General features: G+C 62.9%; 19 protein-coding genes. 4 read left to right on the top strand and 15 right to left on the bottom strand.

Annotated elements, in window-relative coordinates; genetic code table 11:
- Window positions 1-125: 125 nt before the first annotated feature.
- Window positions 126-359 (top strand): DUF2093 domain-containing protein, encoded by a 234-nt coding sequence (locus C9427_RS00240; protein WP_107647239.1) that lies wholly within the window; start codon window positions 126-128, stop codon window positions 357-359.
- Here the strand turns inward: C9427_RS00240 and lpxK are convergent, their stop codons facing one another.
- From lpxK to C9427_RS00210, 6 genes are all read right to left on the bottom strand, one after another.
- Window positions 360-1388, bottom strand: a complete 1029-nt coding sequence (lpxK, locus tag C9427_RS00235) for a tetraacyldisaccharide 4'-kinase (RefSeq protein ID WP_107647238.1) — start codon at window positions 1386-1388, stop codon at window positions 360-362. It lies immediately after the preceding gene.
- Between the two features lies 1 nt (window position 1389).
- A complete protein-coding gene (gene waaA / locus C9427_RS00230) occupies window positions 1390-2706 on the bottom strand; it encodes a lipid IV(A) 3-deoxy-D-manno-octulosonic acid transferase (protein WP_107647237.1) in 1317 nt (438 codons plus the stop codon).
- Window positions 2703-3491: a lysophospholipid acyltransferase family protein gene (locus C9427_RS00225; protein ID WP_107647236.1), complete on the bottom strand. Its 789-nt coding sequence runs from the start codon at window positions 3489-3491 to the stop codon at window positions 2703-2705. The genes waaA and C9427_RS00225 overlap by 4 nt, the downstream gene beginning before the upstream one ends.
- Before the next feature lie 5 nt (window positions 3492-3496).
- Window positions 3497-3742, bottom strand: a complete 246-nt coding sequence (locus tag C9427_RS00220; RefSeq protein ID WP_107647235.1) for a DUF4170 domain-containing protein — start codon at window positions 3740-3742, stop codon at window positions 3497-3499.
- A gap of 75 nt (window positions 3743-3817) precedes the next feature.
- Entirely contained in the window at window positions 3818-4624 is an 807-nt protein-coding gene (locus C9427_RS00215) for a 3'(2'),5'-bisphosphate nucleotidase CysQ (RefSeq protein ID WP_107647234.1), read from the bottom strand.
- Window positions 4611-5954, bottom strand: coding sequence for a TldD/PmbA family protein (locus C9427_RS00210; protein ID WP_107647233.1), 1344 nt, complete (start codon window positions 5952-5954; stop codon window positions 4611-4613). Before C9427_RS00210 ends, C9427_RS00215 begins: the two co-directional genes overlap by 14 nt.
- Window positions 5955-6177: 223 nt before the next feature.
- Here C9427_RS00210 and C9427_RS00205 point away from each other — a divergent pair, with 223 nt between their 5' ends.
- Entirely contained in the window at window positions 6178-7638 is a 1461-nt protein-coding gene (locus C9427_RS00205) for a phospholipase D-like domain-containing protein (protein ID WP_107647232.1), read from the top strand.
- A 25-nt stretch (window positions 7639-7663) separates the two neighbouring features.
- A complete protein-coding gene (locus tag C9427_RS00200) occupies window positions 7664-8464 on the top strand; it encodes an endonuclease/exonuclease/phosphatase family protein (RefSeq protein WP_107647231.1) in 801 nt (266 codons plus the stop codon).
- Window positions 8465-8515: 51 nt separating this feature from the next.
- On the opposite strand, the gene C9427_RS00195 is transcribed toward C9427_RS00200, so the two are convergent.
- The 6 genes from C9427_RS00195 to C9427_RS00165 all read right to left on the bottom strand — a co-directional run bounded on the left by C9427_RS00195 (window position 8516) and on the right by C9427_RS00165 (window position 18466).
- Entirely contained in the window at window positions 8516-10507 is a 1992-nt protein-coding gene (locus C9427_RS00195; RefSeq protein ID WP_107647230.1) for a glycoside hydrolase family 127 protein, read from the bottom strand.
- A gap of 28 nt (window positions 10508-10535) precedes the next feature.
- Entirely contained in the window at window positions 10536-11393 is an 858-nt protein-coding gene (locus tag C9427_RS00190) for a carbohydrate ABC transporter permease (RefSeq protein ID WP_107647229.1), read from the bottom strand.
- A complete protein-coding gene (locus C9427_RS00185) occupies window positions 11393-12319 on the bottom strand; it encodes a carbohydrate ABC transporter permease (protein WP_107647228.1) in 927 nt (308 codons plus the stop codon). The genes C9427_RS00190 and C9427_RS00185 overlap by 1 nt, the downstream gene beginning before the upstream one ends.
- 355 nt (window positions 12320-12674) lie before the next feature.
- On the bottom strand, window positions 12675-13916 hold the full coding sequence (locus tag C9427_RS00180) for an ABC transporter substrate-binding protein (RefSeq protein ID WP_107647227.1): 1242 nt from the start codon (window positions 13914-13916) through the stop codon (window positions 12675-12677).
- Window positions 13917-13995: 79 nt separating this feature from the next.
- Entirely contained in the window at window positions 13996-15039 is a 1044-nt protein-coding gene (locus C9427_RS00175) for a LacI family DNA-binding transcriptional regulator (protein ID WP_107647226.1), read from the bottom strand.
- A 1039-nt stretch (window positions 15040-16078) separates the two neighbouring features.
- Complete coding sequence (locus tag C9427_RS00165; RefSeq protein WP_107647224.1) at window positions 16079-18466, bottom strand: HsdM family class I SAM-dependent methyltransferase; 2388 nt, start codon at window positions 18464-18466, stop codon at window positions 16079-16081.
- Between the two features lie 242 nt (window positions 18467-18708).
- Here C9427_RS00165 and C9427_RS00160 point away from each other — a divergent pair, with 242 nt between their 5' ends.
- A complete protein-coding gene (locus C9427_RS00160) occupies window positions 18709-19245 on the top strand; it encodes a dihydrofolate reductase family protein (protein WP_107647223.1) in 537 nt (178 codons plus the stop codon).
- 231 nt (window positions 19246-19476) lie between these two features.
- Here the strand turns inward: C9427_RS00160 and C9427_RS00155 are convergent, their stop codons facing one another.
- The 3 genes from C9427_RS00155 to C9427_RS00145 form a co-directional block, all read right to left on the bottom strand.
- Entirely contained in the window at window positions 19477-20352 is an 876-nt protein-coding gene (locus tag C9427_RS00155) for a patatin-like phospholipase family protein (RefSeq protein ID WP_107647222.1), read from the bottom strand.
- Window positions 20353-20568: 216 nt separating this feature from the next.
- On the bottom strand, window positions 20569-21888 hold the full coding sequence (locus tag C9427_RS00150; protein ID WP_107647309.1) for a M16 family metallopeptidase: 1320 nt from the start codon (window positions 21886-21888) through the stop codon (window positions 20569-20571).
- A gap of 224 nt (window positions 21889-22112) precedes the next feature.
- Complete coding sequence (locus tag C9427_RS00145) at window positions 22113-23462, bottom strand: M16 family metallopeptidase (protein WP_107647221.1); 1350 nt, start codon at window positions 23460-23462, stop codon at window positions 22113-22115.
- Between the last annotated feature and the right edge of the window lie 120 nt (window positions 23463-23582).

The following is a 23582-nucleotide window of genomic DNA, read 5'->3' as shown; positions in this document are numbered from 1 at the left end:
TGCCGGCTTGACCGACCTGGCGCTCCCGGGAGACGTACGTGACCAAATCTGGTGTCACTTCGCTCCAAGCTTGACCTTGCCAGGATTTATGGCGATGACATCGTCATGAATTTCGGCGCCACCCCATGATGAACCGTTTCGAAGGCCCCGGCGGCAAGGAAGCCCGTATCCGTTATCTCGACGGCGACTTCCAGGTGACCAGTCCTGGCGCCTTCGTGCGTTGCGCCGTGACCGGCGAGAGCATTCCTCTGGACGAACTCAAATACTGGAGCGTCGCCAGGCAGGAACCCTATGTGAGCGCAATCGCTTCGCTGCGCCGCGAAATCGAGGCGCATCCGGAACTGCGCAGCCGGCGCTGATCAACCCTTCAGCTTGCGCTGCCGCCAGGCATCCAGCGTCTCGCCGATGATGCGCTCGGGCACGTGCTCGGGTTCGAACACGGTGTCGATCTCCAGCACGTCGAGCTGCCGAAGAAAATCGGCTGAGGCGGCGTCATGGCGCAGCCGGGCGGCATCCTTGGCGGTGGTGACGAGGCCGAGCCCCTCGCGGCGCGCCGTCGCCGCCAGTTCGGCAAGTTCGTCCGCGCCGTAGAAATGATGGTCTGGAAACGAACGGGTCAGCGCCACCTCGCCGCCGGCTTCACGGACCGTATCGAAGAACTTGTCGGGGTGACCGATGCCGGCAAAAGCCAGAAACCGCTTGCCGGCCAGCCCCGTCTTCCGGCTTGGCCTCGTATATGCCTCGAAGATCGGCCGGCCGGCGCGCGCCGCCTGGCGCACGACCGCATCGGCTCCGGTGCCCTCGCCCATCTTGAGGAGCCCGCTGGTGAAAACCAGCTGGTCGACGATGTTTGCCCGCAGCGGCCCGCCTGGGATGACACGGCCGTTGCCGACGCCGTAGCGCGCGTCGACGACGACCAGCGCATAGTCGATATGGATGCGCGCGCTCTGGAAGCCGTCATCCATGATCAGGAAGTCGCAGCCATGCTTCTCAAGCAAAAGCCTGGCGCCGGCTGCGCGGTTCGGCGTCACAGCCACCGGCGCGTGTTCGGCCAGCAGCAGCGGCTCGTCGCCGACATGCCTGGCGGCGTCGTGATGCGGATCGACGATATGCGGCTCTCCAAACGAGCCGCCATGGCCGCGCGACAGGAAACCGGGATTGAGCTGCATGCGCCTGGCCTGTCTTGCCAGCGCGATCGCCACCGGCGTCTTGCCGGTGCCGCCAACGGTGAAGTTGCCGACGCACAGCACCGGCGCCTCGACCTTCTCGCGCGCCGCCGAGCGCATGCGGCGGCCGGCAACGAGTGCATAGATCGCGGACAGCGGCGTCAGCGCCAGCGCCCGCCAATCGGGTTCTTCCCACCAGAAGGGTGGTGCTTCGCTGGCCACCTTAGCGGCCGTTGGCGCCCTGCAGGCGCGACTTGACGACCAGCGGCTGGATGTAGGGTTCGAGCGATCTCAGCGTGTGCGCCAGCGCGCCGCGCATCTCGTCGACGGTCGCCGCACCCGCCGCCATCATCTCGTGGCGCGCCGCCTCGTTGGTCAAAAGGAAGTTGACGGCGCCAGCAAGCATGTCGCGGTCGCGCACCAGCTTGGCGCCGCCGCTGTCGAGCAGGCGCTGATAGGCCTCGCGAAAATTCTGGACATTGCGGCCGGCCAGCACCGCCGTCTCGAGCATGGCCGGCTCCAACGGGTTCTGGCCGCCCTCCGAGGTCAGCGAACGGCCGACGAAGGCGATTTCGGTCAGCCTGAGATAGAGCCCCATCTCGCCAATCGTGTCTCCAAGCAGAATATCGGTGTCGGCGGTGATCTTGTCACCCTTGGAGCGGCGGACGAGCTTCAGGCCCATGCCGGAAATCTGCGCGGCAAGCGCTTCGGCGCGATCGGGATGGCGCGGAACGATGATCGTCAAAAGACCGCGGTGACGCCTGTGCAGCATCGCATGGACCTCGGCGGCCACCACCTCCTCGCCGTCATGGGTCGATATCGCCGCCCAGGTCGGGCGGGCGCCGATCTGGCGCCTCAATGCGTATAATACCTTTTCATCGGCCGGCGGCGGCGTGGTGTCGACCTTTAGATTGCCGGATACCGTGACCGGCCGGGCGCCCAACGAAAGAAAGCGCTCGCCGTCGACATCCGACTGGGCGACGACATGGGCGAGATTCTCAAACAGCGCCTCGGCGATGTTGGCGCGTTTCTTCCAGGATTTGAACGAGCGGTCCGACAGCCTGCCATTGACCAGCACCTGCGGCACACGACGCGCGCCAAGTTCTAGGATGGTCATCGGCCAGATCTCCGATTCGGCGATGATCGCCAGGTCCGGCCGCCAATGATCGAGGAAGCGGCTGACCGCCGGCTTGAGGTCGAGCGGCACATATTGATGGATGATACGGTCGCCGAGCCGCTCATCGGCTACCTGCGCCGAGGTAACCGTGCCCGTTGTCAGCACGATGTTGACGCCGTAGTCGAGAATGCTCTTGACCAGCGGTATGACGGCCAGCGTCTCGCCGACACTTGCCGCATGGATCCAGATCACCGGCCCGTCGGGGCGCTCGCGCCCGGCGATGCCGTAGCGCTCGCGCCGTCGGTTTCGGTCTTCCTTGCCCATGGAGGTGCGCCAGGCGACGTAAGGTCCGATCAGCGGATAGGCGGCGGCCCCTGCAAAACGATACGCCGTCAGGAAGGCGCGCGCCCAGCGCTCGCTCATTTCGGGCCATCCACGAGACGGTAGGCCTCGGCGGTCGCGGCATTGAGCGAGGCCGTGACCTCCTGGCGCTTGCGTTCCATTTCGGCCTCATCGGCATCGGCCGGAACGAACACAGGCGCGCCGACGATGATCGAGGAACGGCCGAAAGGCAGGTTGATGGTGGTCTTGTCCCAACTCTTCTCCAGCACCTTGCGGCGGCTGGTGGCGATGGCGGCGGGCAGGATCGGCCGGCCCGAAAGCCGCGCCAGGAGAACAATGCCGAGCCCAGCGTCGCGCGGCGTGCCGTGGGGGATGTCAGCAATCATGGCGACGTTCTTGCCGGCGGTGAGCGACTTTTTCAGGGCAATGAGCGCCTTGGCGCCGCCCTTGTCGAGATGCCTGGAGCTGTCGCGCCCGCCGGAACCGCGCACCGCCTCGATGCCGAATTTCTCGATCATCAGCGCGTTGAGCTCGGCATCGGCGCTGCGCGACACCATGGCGACCAGGGGCCGCCCTTTCGGATAGTAGGCCGGGGTCAGGAGGTGCTGACCGTGCCACAACGCAATGATGCCGGGTTCGAACTCGGCATAGGCGCCGCCCGATATCTTTGCCGACCCGTCGACCACACGGTTGGTCAGGCGGACCAGGCGGACGAACTGGGCAAGCAAGCCGACAATGATGTTCTTGACGAATCGCGACTGCGCCAAAGGCTCGCGAATCTTGCGCCAGAGTGTCTTGGGCGTGCCACCGGGATGCCTTCCGACCGCGGACCTGGTGGCGGACCCTTTCACTGCCTCATGCTCCATCGATTTCAACCGGCAGCCTTGCTGTCGGGATCGAGCAGCCGGTGCAGGTGAACGACGAAATAGCGCATATGGGCGTTGTCGACGCTGGCTTGCGCCTTGGCTTTCCACGCCGTCCGCGCGGATTGATAGTCCGGGTAGATGCCGACGATGTCGAGCGCGTCGAGATCGCGGAATTCAGTCCCGCCCAGCTGCTTCAGCTCGCCGCCGAACACCAGGTGCAAAAGCTGCTTCTTTCCGTCTTCCGCGGCCATGTCGGTCCTTCACATATCGTGAGTTTGTGACAGGTCTAGACCAAAGCCGCCGACTTTGGAACCATTGATGTCCGTTCAACCGTCAAGCCCGGCAATCACCCCGGCCAGCACGGCAAGGAGTTCGCCACTGCCGGCGACCAGGGCGCCGTGGCGGATCACCTCGCCGGCATAAAGCGGCGCACGGCCGTTCTGGTCGAGCAAAGCGCCACCCGCCTCGCGCAGGATGAGATCGGCCGCGGCGATATCCCAGTCATGCGCGTTGGGCTTGATGAAGGTCGCGTCGAGCGCGCCGTTGGCGACCATCGCCAGCCGGTAGGCGAGCGAGGGAATATGGGGCGCGCGCTGCAGCCGGCTCTGCCATTGCGCCGGCATGAGGTCGATCAGTTGCTTCAGCCCGCCGATCTCGACCGTCGCTGTGGGGCGGCGCACGGCAATGGGCTTGCCGTTGCGGAACGCTCCCTGGCCTGGCAGCGCCCAGTAAGTCTCATCCTTGGCCGGGCATTCGAGCACGCCGGCCAGCGTGCGGCCGTCCTCGACAACGGCGACGCTGACGCACCAGGAGCGAAGGCCTTCGAGGAAACCGCGCGTGCCGTCGATCGGATCGACGACGAAGGTGCGGCGCGCGGCAAGCCTTATCGGATCGTCGGCCGTTTCCTCCGACAGCCAGCCATAGTCCGGCCGCGCCGCCAAAAGCGTGTCGCGCAGAAAGGCGTCGGCGGCATGGTCGGCCTCGCTCACCGGCGAGGTGCCGCCCTTCATCCACACTTGCGGGTTGTTGCCGAAATAGCGCATGGCGATGGCGCCCGCCTCGCGGGCGGCGTCGCGCAGCAGCGGCAAATCCTCGCCGGCCCCGGCTGCCGTGATCGAATCAAGCTCCGGCAAGGGTCATTCCTTCGATCAGCAGCGTTGGCGCCGCGGTGCCGAAATTGCGGTCGAGATCGCTGGCGGGAACCATGTTCAGGAACATGGTCTTCAGGTTCGAGGCGATGGTCACTTCGGCGACGGGATAGGCGAGCTCGCCATTCTCGATCCAGAAGCCGGAGGCGCCGCGGCTGTATTCGCCGGTCACCATGTCGACGCCCTGGCCGAACACTTCGGTGACGTAGAAGCCGGTCTTCAGTGACTTGATCAGCTCTTCCGGCGTCCGTTCACCGGGCTCGATGGCGAGGTTGGTCGATGACGGCGAGACGGAGGAGCCGCTGCGCGAGCCGCGCCCGTTGGTGACAAGACCGAGTTCCCGCGCCGCCGAGGTCGAGAGGAACCAGTGGTTCAGAACGCCCTTCTCGACCATGAACAGCTTTTCGCCCTCGACGCCCTCGCCGTCGAAGGGACGCGACGCCTGGCCACGGCGGCGCAGCGGCTCGTCGGTGACGGTGATCGCGGCGGCGGCGACCTGCTTGCCCATCATGTCGCGCAGGAACGAGGTCTTGCGCGCCACGGACGCGCCGTTAATGGCGCCGGCGAGATGGCCGGCAATGCCGCGCGCGACGCGCGGGTCGAACACCACATCGACCGGCCCGGTCGCCGCTTTGCGCGCGCCGATGCGCCGCGCGGCACGCTCGCCGGCCTTGCGGCCGATATCCTCAGGCGCGTCGAGGTCGGAAAAATGCTGGCGCGAGGAGAATTCATAGTCGCGCTCCATGCCGGTGCCCTCGCCGGCAATGACGCTGGTGGAGCGCGAAAAGCGCGACGCGACATACTGGCCGACAAAGCCGTGCGAGGTGGCCAATACCAGACCGCCCAGCCCGGCGCTGGCGCCGCTGCCGGCCGAATTCGTGACCCCCTTGACGGCCAGGGCCGCGGCTTCCGCGGCGAGCGCTGCTTCCTTCAACTGGTCGGCGGAGACTTCTGTCGCGTCGAACAGATCGAGATCGCGCGGCTTGTGGACCAGCAAGGCCGGATCGGCGAGGCCCTGATAGGGATCTTCCGGCGATACTTTCGCCATCGCCACGGCGCGTTCGGCGAGCAGCTTCGGGTCCGATGCCGCCGTCGCCGAGACGCTCGCCACCCGCTTGCCGACGAAGACGCGCAGCGAGACATCCTCGCTCTCGGACGCCTCTGTGGCCTCGACCTTGCCCAGCCGCACCGACACGCCTGCCGAGCGGCCGCGTACGGCGACCGCGTCGGCGGCGTCGGCGCCGGCGCGCTTGGCGGCCTCGACCAGGGCGGCGACGCGATCGGTCAATTTCGCTGCGTCAAGCGTATTCGTCATACTGGTGATCCTGCTTTTTCAGCCGGCTATTGGGGCGGCCGTTGCAGCACCATCTATTGTCCCGATGCCGCTTCTGCAATGGGCGAAGCGGCATGTGCGCCACTACGACCATCGACAGGCGGCCGGCTCCGCCCTTCGACAGTGAGGCGCAGGGCACAGCCCGTCAACACCGGGAATAAGCAGATGCATTGCGTTCCGCGGCCGCGCGCTGGATAGTTCGGCAATGTTGCAGGCCCTAGCGACCCACTGGCCCCAGATCCTCGCGATCATTTCAGGGATGATGGCGACAGTCGGCATCGTCCATGCCGTCATGACGAAGGAAGACGTGCGCGCCGCCACCGGGTGGGTGGGCGTGATGCTGCTTTCGCCATTCCTTGGCGTAATCATCTATGCCATCGCCGGCATCAATCGAATCCGCCGCGCGACGATCAGCGCCATGCGGCCCTTGCCCGGCGAGGCCGCTTCGGCAAAGCAAGACCACGACACCGCCACGGAGGCATTGATCACGGCACAATACGGCCAGCGGTTTGCCGGACTGAAAACGTTGGGCGACAGGGTGGCGCGGCGCCCTTTGACTTATGGAAACACGATCTCGGTGCTGCGGACGGGCGATGAGGCCTATGGGGCGATGTGCCGGGCGATCGATGGCGCCACGCGAAGTGTCCTTCTCGAGACCTACATCTTCGACAATGATGCCGCCGGGCGGCTTTTCGTCGAATCGCTTGGCCGTGCCGTCCGCCGCGGCGTGACCGTACGCGTGCTGATCGACGCGGTCGGCGTGCGCTACTCGGTGCCCAGCATCCTCAAGCAGCTCAAGGAGGCTGATATCACCGTCGATCTTTTCAACGGCAATATCGTCATGGGCCTGAGACTTCCCTATGCTAATTTGAGAACCCACAGGAAAATCCTGGTCATCGACGGCATGGTCGCGTTCACGGGAGGCATGAACATCCGCAAGGGCTTTTCAGCCGAATTCGCCGGCCCCGACAGCTCCAGGGACACGCATTTCCAGGTCACCGGCCCGGTGGTATCAGACCTTTTCTCGGTTGCGGCCGAGGACTGGCGCTTCGCCGGCAACGAGGCATTGAAAGGCGACATCTGGCAAATAGAAGACCTCTCGCCGCCGCCCGGCCAGCCGATGCTGGTGCGCGCCGTGGCAACAGGGCCGGATGCCAGCATCGAAACGAACCACAAATTGCTGATCGGGGCATTTTCCGTCGCCCGCAAATCGATCCGCATCATGTCGCCCTATTTCCTGCCGGACCGGGAACTGATCAGCGCGCTGACGACAGCCGGCCGGCGCGGTGTCGAAATCGATATCGTCGTGCCGGCCGTGAACAACCTTTTCCTCGTCGACCGCGCGATGACGGCCCAGTTCGACCAGGTGCTGAAGCACTATTGCCGCGTTTGGCGCCACGAGGGCTCGTTCGACCATTCGAAATTGATGTCGATCGATGGCGTGTGGGCCTATGTCGGATCGTCCAATCTCGATGCCCGGTCGCTGAGGCTGAATTTCGAGATCGATATGGAGGTTCTCGACGCCGGCTTTGCCTCGGAGGTCGAGGAGAGGATCGCTTCGGCGATCGCCTGTGCCGTGCCCGTAACGCTCGAAGCCCTGCGAGCACGACCATTCATCGTTCGTCTGTTCGACCGTGTGCTGTGGTTGGGATCGCCCTATCTCTAGAAGCAAGGGAATAAGCAGCAGGCGCATGCATAAGAACGAACGCAGCCTTCCGGAGACCGTGCTGGTGTCGATCCGCGCCAGAAATGCGCGGAAGGCAAAATCCGAGCAGCGCAAGCGGACTGACGACACCGAAATGGTGGTTGCCTCCTATAACGTCCACAAATGCATCGGCGTCGACCGGAAATTCGATCCCGAACGCACCGCTCGCGTCATCCGGGAAATCAGCCCGGATGTCATCGCGCTGCAGGAGGCCGACAACCGCTTTGGCGATCGAGCCGGACTGCTCGATCTTGCCCGCCTGGAAATGGAAACGGGACTGGTGCCGGTGCCGATTGCCGGAAACGGCAAGGGACATGGCTGGCGCGGCAATGTGCTTCTGTTCAAGCGCGGCACCGTGCGCGACGTGCACCAGATCAAGCTGCCGGGGCTCGAGCCGCGGGGGGCGCTCGTTGCCGAGATCGATCTCGACGACAAACCGACGCTGCGCGTCATCGCGGCCCATCTCGGCCTGCTGCGCCGCTCGCGCTCCGAGCAGGCCCGTGTCGTGCTCGACATCATGAGCAGCGCCGACGAAAGGCCGACGCTGCTGCTCGGCGACCTGAACGAATGGCGGCTCGGAAACCGTTCCTCCCTGAACACGCTGCATACGACCTTTGGCCCGTTGCCGCCGGCGGTTCCCACCTTTCCATCGAGCCTTCCGCTCTTGGCGCTCGACCGGATCATGGCCAACCGGCACGGGATGATCTCGGCCGTCGAAGCGCATGACACCCCGCTTTCGCGGGTCGCCTCCGATCATCTGCCGCTCACGGCCTTCGTGCGCCTGTAGCGCAAGCTGCTGTTTGGCAAACGACGCAACGCATGAAGGCGCTGCGGCCCCTCACCCGTCCCGCAACCAGACCAGCATCTCGCCCGGTTCGCGGTTGTCCCAGGCAAAGTACGGCACGGCCTTGAGCTTAGCCTGTTCGGTGGCCGGCGGATCGGTGCGGTAGAGGCCGCTTTCCCAATTTTCCACCGCCTCCTTGCTGCCGATGGCCGAGAGCGTAACGACGCCGCCCAGAAGGTTTTGCTCCTTATGCGCCTCGACTTTGGCCGTGCGCGGCAGAGTGATGCGGTGGAGTTGGCCGGCATTATCGGTTTCCTCGACGCAATAGATCAGCGGACCGCGCGCGAGTGCCACGCGGCCGATATCCTGGCGCACCTGCGGGTTGGCGAAGAGACGGGCGATCGACATTTCGAGATCGAGATCGACGCGGTCGCCCTTGCGCCATTCGCGCCGGATCGCGGCATAGCCGTCGCCCATGACGGTATCGAGATCGACTGGTGCGCCATTCACCGTGAGCGCCGCCTTGCGGGACCAGGAAGGGATACGCAGATGCAGCGTGAATTCGACCGGCGCTTCCGGCTCAACCTCGATCGAAATCGCGCCGTCCCAGGGATAATTGCTGGTCTGGATGAGTTCGACCTGCCGGCCTGATATGTCGAAGCGGGCCGTGCTGTCCCCGTAGAGATGGACGGCGAGCGCGTCGTCCGACAGGCCGTAGAAATAACTGCCGATCGAAGCGACCATGCGGCCGATATTGGGCGGACAGCAGGGGCAGCGGTGCCATTTCCAGCGATTGTGCTTGCCCCGGCTTTCCAGCGGATTCTCGTAGAAGAACAGCGAGCCGTCGAGCGACAGGCCCGAGATCGAGCCATTGTAGAGCGCCCGCTCCATCATGTCGGCGTAACGCGCGTTCGGCCCCATGCCGAGCATGCGGCTGGCCCAGAACACCAGGCCGACCGAGGCACAGGTCTCGGCATAGGCGGTCTCATTGGGCAGATCGTAGTCAGCCGTAAAACCCTCATTGTGCGCGGACGGGCCTATGCCTCCGGTGATGTAGAGGTTCTTGGTCGTCAGATCGTCCCAGAGACGGTCGAGCGCCACCCTGAGTGTGTCGTCGCCATATTCGGTGGCGATATCGGCCATGCCGGAAAACAGATACATCGCCCGCACCGCATGGCCGACGACTTTGTCCTGCTCGCGCACAGGCCTATGCGACTGGCTGTATTCGTAGGTCTTGAAATGATAGGCTTTCGGGTCGGTGCCGCGTGCGCGCGCCTCCTCGTCGAAATAATGCGGCTGCTGGCCGCGCTGGTCGACGAAGTATTTTGCCAGGTCCATGTATTTCTGCTCGCCCGTTGCCCGCGCCAGCTTGACCAGCGCCAGCTCGATCTCCTCATGGCCACAATAGCCCTTCTTCTTGCCGGGCCCGGGACCGAAAGTGTCGGCGATATGGTCGACATAGCGGCACATTATGTCGAGCAGCTTGCGCTTTCCCGTGGCCTGGTAATAGGCGACCGCGCCTTCGATCAAATGGCCGGCGCAATAGAGCTCGTGGCAGTCGCGCAGGTTGGTCCAGCGCTTGCCGGGCTCAATGCGCTGATACCAGCTCGACAAATAGCCGTCGGGCTGCTGCAGCTTGCCGTACATGTCGATGACGGCGTCGATCTTCCTTTCCAGGCTGTCATTGCGGCGGCGGTAGAGCGAGTAGGCGGCGGTCTCGATCGTCTTGCCCCAATCGGAATCCCAGAACATCTGTGTGGTAACCGTCGAGCCGGTGAATTCGGCGCCCTGGCTTGCCGCCTCGTCGGGTGAGGGAGAATGGAACGGGATGACGACGCCGGGCGATGGCCGGTCGGGGTCGATCTGCTCCAGCATGCGCGCTTCGACACAGCGATCATAGAGGATGTCGGCGGTGCGCGATGCCACCGCATCGACACGGTCGCCCCAAAAACCTCTGATATCGACCTGCGGCACGGGCAGCGGCCGGAAGGCGAGCTTCGGCCCGCCCGATGCGGAGATCTTTTTGGCGGATTGCGATGCGGTCATCAACTTAACTCCGTTCGAATGCGGTTGGTCACTTCACGGCCCCTGCCATGAGGCCGCGGATGTAGAAGCGCTGCAGCAGCAGGAAGAGGATCAGGCACGGCACCATCATCACGGTGACACCGGCCTGCACCGCGCCCCAGTCGATGGCGCCGAAGCGGCCGGACTGCAGCGCGGTCATCATGATCGGCAGCGTGAATTTCGACTGGTCGGTCATCAGCACCAGGGCCGCCAGGAACTCATTCCAGGCGCCGAGGAAGGCGAACAGCGCGATGGTGACGATGCCCGGCCAGACCAGCGGCAGCATCACCCTCAGCAGCATGGTGACATTGTTGGCGCCGTCCATGCGGGCGGCCTCCTCGATCTCGCGCGGCACCGCGTCGAAGGCGTTGCGCATCATGAAGATCGAGAACGGCAATTGCAGCGTGACATAGACGCAGACCAGCCCGGTCAGTGTGTTGTGCAGGCCGATCTTGGTCAGCACCAGGAAGATCGGCGTCAGGATCGACTGGAACGGGATCATGATCGTCGACAGGATGACGATGAAGAGCGCGTCCTTGAACGGAAAGCGGAAGCGTGAAAAGCCGTAGCCGGCGAGCACGCCGACGATGACGGAAAACACCACCGTCATGACAGACACATAGAGGCTGTTTTGCGCCGGCAGCCACAGACCGTCGCCGAAGGTGTTGAGCGTGGCATAGTTCTCGACCGAAAATCCCGTCGTCGGCCAGGGCGGCAGTGGCGGCAGGCGCGCTTCGCCGGCCGGCTTGAAGGCCGACAACACGGTCCAGACGATCGGCGCCAGGAACAGCAGCGAGGCGACAATGCCGGTGGCATGCTCGGCAAAACCGAGCCAGAGGCGGCTGTTGCGGCTTCTTGCCTGCGCCATCAGTCGACCCCCTCGGGCTTGCGCAGCAGCCAGAGCTGGACGAGGCTGAGCGCGACCAGGATGACCAGCAGGATCATCGACAGGGCTGCGCCATAGCCTAGCTTGAACGAGACGAAGGACTGGTTGAAGATCCAGTAGACGGCGGTCAGCGTCTGGTTGCGCGGGCCGCCGCGCAGGATGATGTAGAACTGGTCGAAGGCGAGCACCGAGCCGGCGACCGACAGGATCAGGGCGAGCGCCAGCGTGCGGCGCATCAGGGGCAGCGTGATCGCCCGGAAGCGGGCGAACGGCCCTGCCCCGTCGATCATTGCCGCCTCCTGCAGGTCGGGCGGGATCGATTGCAGGCCCGTCATCAGGATGATCATGGTGAAGCCGGCCACCTTCCAGACCACCATGGCGATGATCGACCAGAAGGCCGGCTGGAAGGTGGCCAGCAGATTGACCTTCTTCTCGGTCAGACCGAGCTGGAAGGCGGCCGGGCTGAACAGGCCGGAATCGACATTCAAGAGCCAAGACCACAGCAGGCTGGCCGAGGCGAAGCCGACGACGGCCGGCATGAAGAAGGACGTGCGGTAGAAGCCGGTGAGCTGGCGCGGCCGCTCGATGAACAGCGCCAGCGGAAAGGCGACGGCGAAGATCGCGATGGTGACGATCACCGTGTAATAGCCGGTGAAGCGCAGTGCATTCCAGAACCTGTTGTCGCGCAGGATCGCCGCGTAATTGTCGAGGCCAATGAAGCTATGCGCGCCCATCAGCGGCCAGTTGTGCAGCGACATCCATGCCGTCATGCCGAGCGGTATGATGAAGAAGACGGTGACCAGCGCCACGGCCGGCGCGACATAGAGCAAGCCGATCCACTGCCGGCGGCCGGCGCCGACCAGTTTTCGCCGGCGCGCGGGGGCGGAGGTGGTTGCGATGGTGGTCATTTACCCTCCCCCTTGTGGCGAGGGTAGGAAGATTGCGGCACGACCCGACAAGGCTTGGGTTCCTCGCCCCCGCCAACGGCGGGGGAGAGGTGGCCGCGAAGCGGACGGAGAGGGGGACTGCGCCCTACGAAAGCCCCCTCTCCGTCTCGGCTTCGCCGAGCCACCTCTCCCCCACTCCGCGGGGGCGAGGAACCCAAGCTAGAATTGCTCTCCTCCTCGTGGAAAGGGATCAGAGGTGAGAGCAGACCGGACAGATGCTTCAAAGCTTCCATGCAAGACAGCCGTGATGTTGGACGAATGCAAATGTCCGGCCGCCGCACCAGGGAGACGGGCGGGCGGCCGGATCGGCGCCAGTCTACTTCTGCGGCGCCTGGTCGATGATCGACTGCATGGTCTCCTGCGCATTCGATATCGCGCCGTCGACATCGTCGCCGAAGAAGACCTCGTTGACCATCTGGTTCCACGGGCCGTTGGCGGAGTTGATCAGATCGTTGAACACCACCGAATAGGGCGTGCGGCCCTTGGCCATGGCTTCGGCGGCGATCTGGTAGCGCGGGTCGAGGTCTTTCAGCGCGTCCTTGGCGATGTCGCCGCGCACGGGCAGGCTGCCATATTTGGCCAAAATGGTCTGGCCTTCGAGCGAATAGGCGAAGTCGAGGAACTCCTTCACCACGGGAAGCTTCGTGGTGCCCTTGGTGACGACGAAATTGTCGCCGCCGGCGAAGGACGACCAGCCGCCATCCTTGCCCGGCAGGAAGGTGACGCCATAGTCGACATCGGGATATTGCGTGTTGAGCGCGCCGATGGCGAAGGCGCCCGACGGCGAAATACCGATATTGCCGGCGGCAAAGGCGGCAAAGAAGTTGGAGCCGGTGTCGGTCTGCGCGCCCGACGGCACCAGATCCTTCTTGACCATCGAGCGGTAGAGGTCGATGGCGCCGCGCAGTTGCGGGCTGTCCAGCGTCGCCTTGGAGCCGTCTTCTGAGAGGATATCGCCGCCCGAGGCCCAGATCAGCGGCGTGAAGGTGAAGATGTTGCAGCCGCCGCAATTGCCGGAGAAGTAGAAGCCCTTGATGTTGCCGCCGAGCGCGTTGACCTTTTCGGCGTCGGCTTCGATCTCGGCCCAGTTCGCCGGGCCCTTCTCGGGATCGAGCCCGGCCTGCTTGAACAGCTTCTTGTTCCAGATCAGCACCGAGCTATCGGCCGAGAACGGCAGGCCGTAGATGCGGCCCTTGTAGGTGCCGGTCTTGACATGCGCCGGCGACAGGCTGGCGAAATAGGGCAGCGATTTCGCCCAGTCGGTGATGTCTTCGAGCTGGCCGGCGGCGGAAAAGGCCGGCGTGTAGATCAGGTCGAGCGACAGCGCGTCCGGCGCCGTGCCGCCGGCGGCGGCGGCGCCATATTTCGGGATGATCTCGGCATTGGGGATGATGTCGAGCTTGATCTGGTTCTCATGCCCTTTGTTGAAGGCATCGACGATGCGCGGCATGAAATTCGAGCCGTCGGCGCGCACCCAGATGTTGGCGGTCTCGGCGGCTGCCGCCGGTAACGCAATGATGCTCGCGGCGAGCGCGAACCCGGCAATCATGGTCTTCATGGTTCTCCTCCTCATGGTTGTATTCTCCTCCTCATTTGGCCGTGCCTCCCGCGCAACGGCCATTCGCTTTGCATTGACTTTAACCGCCCGGCGGACGGCCGCATGACTGACGCACCACCAGCCGGCACGGCAGTTTCCTGATGCCCGGCTCGGCGGGTTTGCCGCCGACGAGCGAAAGCAGAGCGAGCCCGGCCTCGCGGCCGAGCGCTGCCAGGTTCATGTCGACCGAGCTCAGCGGCGGGCGCGTCGCCTCGGCCACGATCTGCCAATTGTCGAAGCCGATGACGCCGACATCGTCGGGCACGCCGATGCCGCGCTCGCGCAGCGCATCGATGACGCCGCGCGCAATCTGGTCGTTGCCGCAGAACACGGCGTCCGGCGCCCCTTCCCTGCCCGCCTTGTCGCCGAACAGTTTTGCAACGGCGTCATGCCCCCAGGCTTCCGACCACGCGCCAAGCAGCGGCTCGCTGACCGGCAGGCCGTGCTCGGTCAGTACGTCGCGATAGGCCTCGGCCCGGGCATGCACCACGGCGAAACTCGCGGGCCCGGTGACATGAGCGATGCGCTTCTTCCCCAGCCGGCAGAAATGCTCGACCGCCAGACGCGCGCCGCCGGCATCGTCGGACACAAAGGCGATGGCGCCGGGATCGGGCTGGGTGAAGGCATAGATCACGGGAATGCGAAGATTGGCGAGATCGACCGGCAGATGGCGGTCGATGCGCTTGCCGGTGGCGATGATGCCGTCGACGCGCTTGTCGAGCATGGCCTCGACATGCAGCTGGGCGAGCCGCGTGTCGTCCTCGACATTGCACAGGAACACCGAGACGCCGGCATCGACCAGCGCATCGGAAACGCCCGACATCAGCGGCAGCGAGAAGCGGCCATAGGTATCGTTGGTGAGCAACCCGACGGTGAAGGAGCGCCGCCTGAGCAGACTCTGCGCCAGGCTGTTCGGCCGAAAGCCCAGACGCTGCGCCGTCTCGCGAATACGCTCGCGCGTCTGCGCCTTCATCCGCCCCTGCCCGTTCAGCGCTTTTGAGGCCGTGGCAACGCTGACGCCGGCGGCCGCGGCCACCTCGCGGAGGGTGACGGGAGTTTGCGCTGGCGAGGCGTCGGAGGACATGGTGCGCGGCGAATTCCTTAGTTGGGAAAAGGTTTTCTCTTGTTGGCCTGCGAGGTGCTGGGTGGTGAGGTCAGCGGGTGTAATGCGATTTGGGAAAAGGTTTTCTCAGAGGGAGATTAGGGGAAGGTGTGGGGGATGGCAAGGGGGGTGGGAAATGCCGAGGCTAACCCTAGAACCACCGCAACAAAAGTCCGCTGAGCATAAATCTTTATGCCAAAAACTGAGGGCTAAACCTTGTTGATTTCGGCTTGTATATATCGGACGCACGATACCAACCAGCAGCGCAGGGCGTCTAGGTCTTTTGGACCTTTTGCGTGAACGTCATGTGGCCCCGCGGGGCCCGGCCAAGGCTGCTCCGACCATCTAGCGTCTGCAGCCAAGTGAACTCCAGTCCAACTCATTTCGCCGTTTGTAGGTAGCTGCAATTGCGGAGCCGAGAATAGACCCGCGACATCCCTCTCAGCTTCTCCGTCTCCGAAGTCGCGTACACGACCCAGAACCAACTCTCTGTTCAACTCGGCATCTTGGCGCAACTCTTCAAGCTGTTGCTTAATACCATCAACGTAGCCGCGTATTGCGTCTACATGCCAGTGGGGATGTGCCGCCCCATTACCTGGAAACATGTCGACCTGCTTTTCGACCCTTTGAACGCCAGCCCACTCAGCACGAAATAATTGCCGCTTTGGCTCACCCATTATTCCATAGTATATTGTGATCGCTGATGCTTGGAATTGAAGACGGCGAGAATTGACTTTGGGCTCTGCAACCCATTCTTCAAACCAAGACATCCAGTAGACAGGTGATTCATCTGGCGAAGCAGCAATCAAGGGCACAACCGGCACTCTTACACCGTTGTACCGAAGCGCTATCTCTTCCGGAAAATTTTGACACTTGAGAGTAGCGGTGGCTGCCGCAGGCTCTTCCCAGATCGCTCGATAAGTGTTGGGGGGACCAGGTAGTGTCCCTCCCATACCATACGCAACAGCGTGCCAATGCCCTTTAATTTCGTCGGCTCTCTTAGTCAGCAGAGGCATCGCCTCTACACTCCGTATAGAATTCGAACCAACTCCTCGATTTTCGCCCTCGGAACGGCTGACAATCCCGCTTGGCCAATAATGTTACCAAAGAAAGATAGCTCCTTAGTCACGGAATCTACCCCTGCAGCCATCTCAACCCTCTCGACCAAGTCTGGTAGTCGAACCTTCTCAGAATATCTCTTGCTCAGATTAAGCTGTCCACCGCCAACAGTTGGACATGTTTCTGCAAGAAGCGCAGAGAACAGTACAGAATTGAATATCGCGACATATGCGTCCAATAGAAAGTCAACTTGCAGAAAGCGAGATGGCCTCCATTTTGGAAGCCAGCCATAGCCTTGGACCACAATTCTATCGCCGTCCTTGTCATATGCGAACGAGCCTGCTTGGCCAAAGTAGGTTGAAACAATTTTTTTGCTCGGTACACGAAGCCATTTTCTATCTTCTCCGAGTTCCCACCAACGCTCCCCTTTGCCGCGGCGCCTTTCTAGCACGGGCTTGAATCTAAACAGGTGGGCAGAAAAGGCCGGCAGCTCCTTCAGAAGAACTTCCTCACTTGGAAGAAGCGGCAGTTCAGGTGATTTTGGATAGAAGATCTTATCTCCAATCAAAATTTGCCCACCGCGAATGTTCTGGTTCTCAGCGATGCTCCGAAACCATCGTTGTTCCCTCTCAGGCAGTTCCTTCCATTTTTGTTCGGCGAGAATGAATGCTTCGCGGGGTGCAGGCAGCGCGCCCTGCTTGACATCAAAAAGAGAACTCACGGTTGTGGGGACGTGAGCCTCAATTTTTTGGAGCTCTCGTCTCAAAGTTTGAGGCGAAGGGCGCCAATTTGCGCCGTCTTTCAACGTTTTTGCGGGAAGTTCTGCCAACGTCCATGCATCCCGCTCGATATCACTGGAAGGTTGGGCGGTAGCTCGCCTAAGAAACCGAAGTGCCTCTGGCGTTGCGTTTCGTTTCTCTCCAACCCACAGGGATCTATACAATTCATGCTCATCAGCCGGTGCTTTTCGAAGCACAATACAGCCTGTCTCTACCGTCGCGAGACGAAAAAGGCTTAGCTCGCCAAAAAGAGCCAAAAAGGACACTGATGCTTCATCAAGCAAATGTCGGCGCCAGTCTTGCGCAAAAGTCATGCTCAAGACACCGGCCGGCACCAACGTTCCTAGAACCCCATGGGGGGCTAGAGAATGTACGGCACGCTCCACAAACGCCATCGACAAATCCGGGCGCCCTTTGGCATATATCCCAAGGATAACCGTCAGAAGCTGCCTCTGTTCCGACGTAAGATCACGCAGGGAGACAAAGGGTGGATTCATCAGAATTATGTCTGACCGCGGCCACGGCCGCTCGTCCAAAGAATTTCGCTGCTCAACTACTATCGAAAATTCAAGTTCAGGCCAATCGTGTTTTGCTGCAGCAAGCAAAAACCTCGTCATCTGAACGGCATATTCCGACTCATCGAATCCAATAACTGTTATAATGCTTTTGCATTTTCGATCCTGAAGTATGCGGAGAGCCTCATGCAAAATCGACCCAGATCCACACGCTGCATCCAAGATTGTAAGTCTGGGAGGGAGGTCCCCGTAAGCATCGAGCGCTTGCTCGACAAGGGCACGCGCAAGACCCGGAGGGGTGAAATGAACACCATTGCCGGTGTTAAGTGCCACCGTGGCGGCAGTAGGCACACCGAACAAGTCCGATGATCCCCGTTGGATTAATTGGAAGTGAGCCTCTTGAAAAACCATCGCTCCTGCATGACGCACAACTAGTGAGGGTTTTGTCTCGATCTTCTGGGCCTGAGCAAAAAGGGGCCTACGGAAACCCGACGTGAAGTGCCTCAACAACTCCGGACTTAGGCGACGCAAAGCACTAGGTGCAACTCCGTCCAAACTGAATTCGTTCGTTATCTCATCCGCATGGTCATATACGGTAACATCCTCATGCGAGCGCAGCATAGAGCCCAGCAGTAGGAGAAAAACCGCTAACGCGTCCTGTTGCTCATCGACCGAGAAGCTTGAACGTAGTCGCCCAAAACACTCAACCGCGTGACTAGCAATCGTTCGATTTGTCGCCGACTGGCTATCAGCGAGTTGTGCGTAGAACCGATCAAGTCTATCGGAAACGCTTTGACGGGTGTAACGCAAAACCTCTGGACGATCCCAGCGCTTTACAATGACTTGATCAGGAGTTGTAGTAACGTGATGAAGGACGCCAGCCGACCAAGCCCAATTCTGAACGTCTACCTCCTCGTCTAAAATCGTTTGTTCGGAGAGAGCAAAGCTACCCCGAACGCCATCAAGCAGCATAAAATGCTGGCCGGGCGGCGACATTTCTTGAGCAAACATTGGCGTAACTGCCAATCCCAATGCGCTCGCCCATTCCATATTCATGATTATGCCGCTCAGCCTGATTCATTCACGTGATCGTAGCCCGCGCGTCGTGGCAAGTACAGCGATTTCTCGACATTCCGCTTCAACTCGTCCTTGCCTTTTGCCGCCAGTCATCAATTGGCTTCGGGCATAGCCGATGGAGGCTTGCCTTTGACATCGACTAACAACAAAGCGCCGCGTTAATTCACAAAGCCTGTCGCAAAAGCCCCGCGCCATCCGTCCTCTGACCAAAGGAGAGCGCCATGCGAAAACTTATCGTCACCGAATTCATCAGCGTCGATGGCATTGCCGAGGTCGAGAAGCTGCCGGGCGTGACCTGGAACGATGAGATGAACAGGTTCAAGGAGGATGAGCTTGCCGACAGCGGCGCCATGCTTTTGGGGCGCACGACCTATGAGATTTTTGCCGGCTCGTGGCCGAGCGAAACCGGGGACTTCGCCGAGCGGTTCAACGCGCTGCCGAAATATGTCGCGTCGTCCAGTTTGAAGACGCTCGACTGGAAACCGGCCGAGCTGCTGACGGGCGCCTTGCCGGATGCGGTCAGGACGCTGAAGCAAGGCAGCGGTGGCAACATCTATGTGCATGGCAGCCTCAGCGTCGCGCAGGAATTGCTGCGGCATGGGCTGGTCGACCGTGTTCGGCTGCTGACTTATCCCGCCGCTGTTGGGCTGGGGAAGAGGCTGTTCCCGGTAGGCGAGAAGGTGGCGCTGGGGTTGGTTTCGGCCGTGCCGTTCAGCAATGGCGTGGTGGCGCTGGAGTATGAGGCGGGGAAGGCGTGAGGCGGGGCGCCGATGACGGCCAATCTCCCCTCTCGTGGGGGAGATGCCCGGCAGGGCAGAGGGGGGGCGCGAAGGAACGCATGCATTTGAGGATCAGGCTGCGATCGGTCAGCAATTAGCGTAACGGTAGCAGTTGCGATTTCGTGGATAGGCTGGCGGGACAGCGCCCCCCTCTGGCCTGCCGGCCATCTCCCCCACGAGGGGGGAGATTGGCAGCTTCGGCGTCGGGCTCTACCCCAACCGCTTCCCCCGCCTGCCCTTCACCGTCGCACCTGCCCTCGCCTCCATCACCAGCGCAATCTCGCGCTTCAGCTCGTCCTTGATGGCGACCGTTTCGTTCATCAAAGCGTCGATCTTCATGAAGTCGAGCACGCGGTATTTCGAGACGGCCGGGCGCACCAGGATGTCGGGGCGGCACTGTTTCAGCTTGTTGGCGATGATCGACTGCATCATCAGCTGCGTGGCGCCGAACATCAGGTCGACGGACGTCGGGTGCTTGCGCTCGGCCTCGGTCGGCCCGCCGACGACGTCGACGGCGATGATGATGTCGGCGTCCTTTTCGATGAGATCGAACGGCACGGGGTTGTAGATGCCGCCGTCGATCAGCAGGCGGCCGTCGCGCGTGACCGGGCGGAACACGGCGGGAATGGCCGCCGAGGCGGCAAGGGCGGAATGCAGGTCGCCGTCGCTGATCACTTTCAGTCTGTGGCCGTAATAGTCGGTCGCCGTCACCTTCAGCGGGATCTTCAATTCGGCGAAGGTCTCGGGGATGGCTTCGGGCAGGAATGCTTTCAGGATGCGCTCGACATTGAACTGGCTGACGCGCAGGCCGCCCTGCAGCGCCTCGGCGAAGGTGCCGGGCCTGGCGCGCCACATGCGGGTCGCCACCTCGACCCGGCGCGAGAGGATCGAGCGCGTATAGTCCTGCATCTCCTTGCCGGTCATGCCCGCGGCCATGCCGGCGCCCATGATGGCGCCGATCGAGGAGCCCGATATCGCCACCGGCCTGATGCCGAGCTCGTCCAGCGCCTCGATGACATGGATATGCGCCAGCCCGCGCGCGCCGCCGCCGCCAAAGGCGATGCCGAAGGTGGGGCTAGCGGGCATTTTTGAGGCTCCCGCGCGCCTTCCCTTCTCCCCTTGTGGGAGAAGGTGGATCGGCGCGTAGCGCCGAGACGGATGGTTGGACGGAGTGCTGTAGGTGCCTAGCTGGAGCACCCCTCATCCGTCGCCTTCGGCGACACCGCCCGGGGGCGAGCCACGGGTCTCGCCCCGTCCTTCGGACCCCACAAGGGGAGAAGGGGGAGCGATGCGAGAAACGGCTCATCCCTTGCTCCCCAGCTTCGGCCCCACCACCATGATCGACGGCTCGGGCGACAGCAGTTTCTTCGCCACCGCCTTGACCTGATCCAGGCTCACGCCGTTGATGAGCGCGGCGCGGCGCTGGATGTAGTCGATGCCGAGCTTGTCGAGCTGCAGCTCGAGCAGCGTCGCGGCAATGGAGCCGGAGGAATCCAGATTGCTGATGGCATAGGCGCCGACCATGTATTTCTTGGTTGCCTCGAGTTCGGCTTCGGTCGGGCCCTCATCGGCCATCTGCTTGACCACCTTGCGCACCAGCGCCAGCGTCTCGGCCGCCCGGTCGGAGCGCGTCGCGGTGGTGACGACCAAAGCGTTGGCGTGCTGGTGGTCGACCAGGCCGGAGCTGGCGCCGTAGGCCAGGCCGCGCTTTTCGCGCACTTCCTGGTAGAGGCGCGAGGTGAAGGCGCTGCCTCCGAGGATCTCGTTCATCAGCGCGGCGGCGAAGAAATCCGGCGCCTGGCGGTCGACGCCGGGATAAGCGAGTTGCAGCGAGGTCTGCGGCAGGTCGTAGTCGACCTCGACATGCTCGCCCAGCTTGGGAGCGACATCGGCGACAGGGGCGAGCGTCTGCTTTTCCGGCAGGTCGCCAAACACGGAGTCGAGCTTCTGCTTCAGCGTCTCGGCGTCGATGGCGCCGACCACTGCGACATGCAGGCCGCCGCGGGCGAAATTCGCTTTGTGGAAGGCGGCGAGATCGGCCGGCGTGATGGTGGCGATGCTTTGCCGGGTGCCCTGGTCGGGCCTGGAATAGGGATGCGCGCCGTAGATGGCGCGCAGCCATTTGGTCTGGGCGATCGTGTTGGGGTCGCGCTCATTGGCGATGATGCCGGACAGGACCTGGGAGCGGATGCGGTCGATCGGCGCCTGGTCGAAGCGCGGATGGTTGATCGCCATGCCGAGCAGGTCGAACGCCCCATCGCGCTCTTCGGCCAGCATGCGCATCGAGCCATAGGTGCCGTCGCGCTGCGCATCGAAGCTCATCTCGGCGCCGACCTCGTCCAGCTTCGCCTGGAAGGCCTCGCTGTCGAGATCGCCGGCGCCCTCGTCGAACAGGCCGCTCATCAGATTGGCCAGCCCCTCCTTACCCGCGGGATCCTGCGTCGAGCCGCCATCGAAAGCGAAGCGGATGGCGATGATCGGCACGGAATAATCCTCGACCAGCCAGGCGGTGATGCCCTTGGGCGAGGTCACCTGCTGGATGTTCATCGCCGCGCGGGCGGTGAGCGGGGGCAGGATGAGGAAGAGGATGGCGAGGAGCAAGGTGGCGAGGGGAGCCTCTATGCGCGGCCTTCCCTTCTCCCCTTGTGGGGTCCGAAGGACGGGGCGAGACCCGTGGCTCGCCCCCGGGCGGTGGTCGAGCGCAGCTCGGTCGGATGAGGGGTGCTCCAGCTTGGCACCGATGGCGCTCCGGCCAACACCCCTCATCCGTCTTGGCGCTGCGCGCCAATCCACCTTCTCCCACAAGGGGAGAAGGGAAGGCGCGCGGCTATGCTGGTTCGTCATCATCAATTCCCCGCCTGTGTCTGCGGCAAGAGATAGCCTGTCGTCGAATGGTCGAGCTTGAGATAGCGCGCGGCGACCGCCTTGACCTCGTCGGCGGTGACCTTGCGGATCCTATCCGGCCATTCCTGGACATCCCTGACATTGCCGCCGGTCGCCAGCGTCGCGCCATACATGTTGGCCATGTCGTCCTGCTTGTCGCGGGCGAAGATCATCGCCCTGACATAGCGGTCCTTGGCCTTCTCCAACTCGCTGTCGGTAACGCCGCCGCTGGCGATGCGGGCGATCTCGGCGTCGACGGCGGCCTCGACATCGGCCAGCCTGGCGTCGCCGCGCGGCGCGCCGTAGACGGTGAAATTGGTGGCGTCGAGCATGGTGCCCTGGAAATAGGCCCCGGCAGTGGCGGCGATGCCTTGTTTGACGACAAGCTGCTGGTAGAGCCGGCTGCGATTGCCGCCGCCGAGGATCTCGGCCAGCAGATCCAGCGCTTCCGCCTCGCCGGGCTTTGCCGTGTGATAGGACGGCACCACCCATTGCGTGGTAAAGGCTGGCACGGAAACGCGCGCGTCGGTCAGCGTCACCGTGCGCTTCGTGTTCTGCTCGGGCTCGACCGGGCGGATGCGCGGCGGCAGGTCCGGCCCGCGCGCAACCTTGCCATAGGTCTTCTCGGCCAGCGCCTTGACCATCTCGGGCGTCACGTCGCCGGCAACGATCAGCACGGCGTTGTTGGGCGTGTAATATTTGTCGTAGAAGGCCTTGGCGTCGGCGCGGTTCAACTGCTCCATCTCCTGCATCCAGCCGATCACCGGAATGCGGTAGGGCTGGTTCTGCCAGAGCGTGGCGTCGACCTCCTCCTCCAGCACCGCTTGCGGGTTGCTGTCGATGCGCGAGCGGCGCTCTTCCAGGATGACGTCGCGCTCGGTCTTGATGACATCGTCGGTGAGGATGAGGTTGCGCATCCGGTCGGCCTCGAAGCTCATCATCTCACCGAGCGCCGACGGCGCCACCGTCTCGTGGAAGGCGGTGTAGTCATAGGAAGTGAAGGCGTTGTTGGAGCCGCCGATGGCCGAGACGGCGCGGTCGAACTCGCCAGCGGCATGGTTGGTCGTCGCCTTGAACATCAGATGCTCGAAGAAATGCGCGATGCCGGATTTGCCCGGCGGCTCATCGGCGCTGCCGATCTTGTACCACACCATATGGGTGACGATCGGGGCGCGGTGATCGGGGATGACCACCACCTCCATGCCATTGTCGAGCAGGAAATTCGTCACCGTGCCATCGTCGGCGGCGAGCGCTGGCGTCGTCGCCAGAGCCAGCGTCAGCAGCGTTGCGCGCAGCCATTCAGAAGGTTTCATCGATGGCTCCGGTTGTCGTGGCGAGACGATAGGCAGGGTTCAAGGCCGAGGCAAAGTGAATTGTTCGTCATTTTGAAGGCGCTGCGCTCCTCGCCCCCGCTCCATGGCCATGTCCGGCAA

Source organism: Mesorhizobium helmanticense, assembly GCF_003034915.1.
In the GTDB taxonomy this organism is placed as follows: domain Bacteria; phylum Pseudomonadota; class Alphaproteobacteria; order Rhizobiales; family Rhizobiaceae; genus Mesorhizobium; species Mesorhizobium helmanticense.
This window is presented reverse-complemented; position numbering and strand designations above follow the sequence as displayed.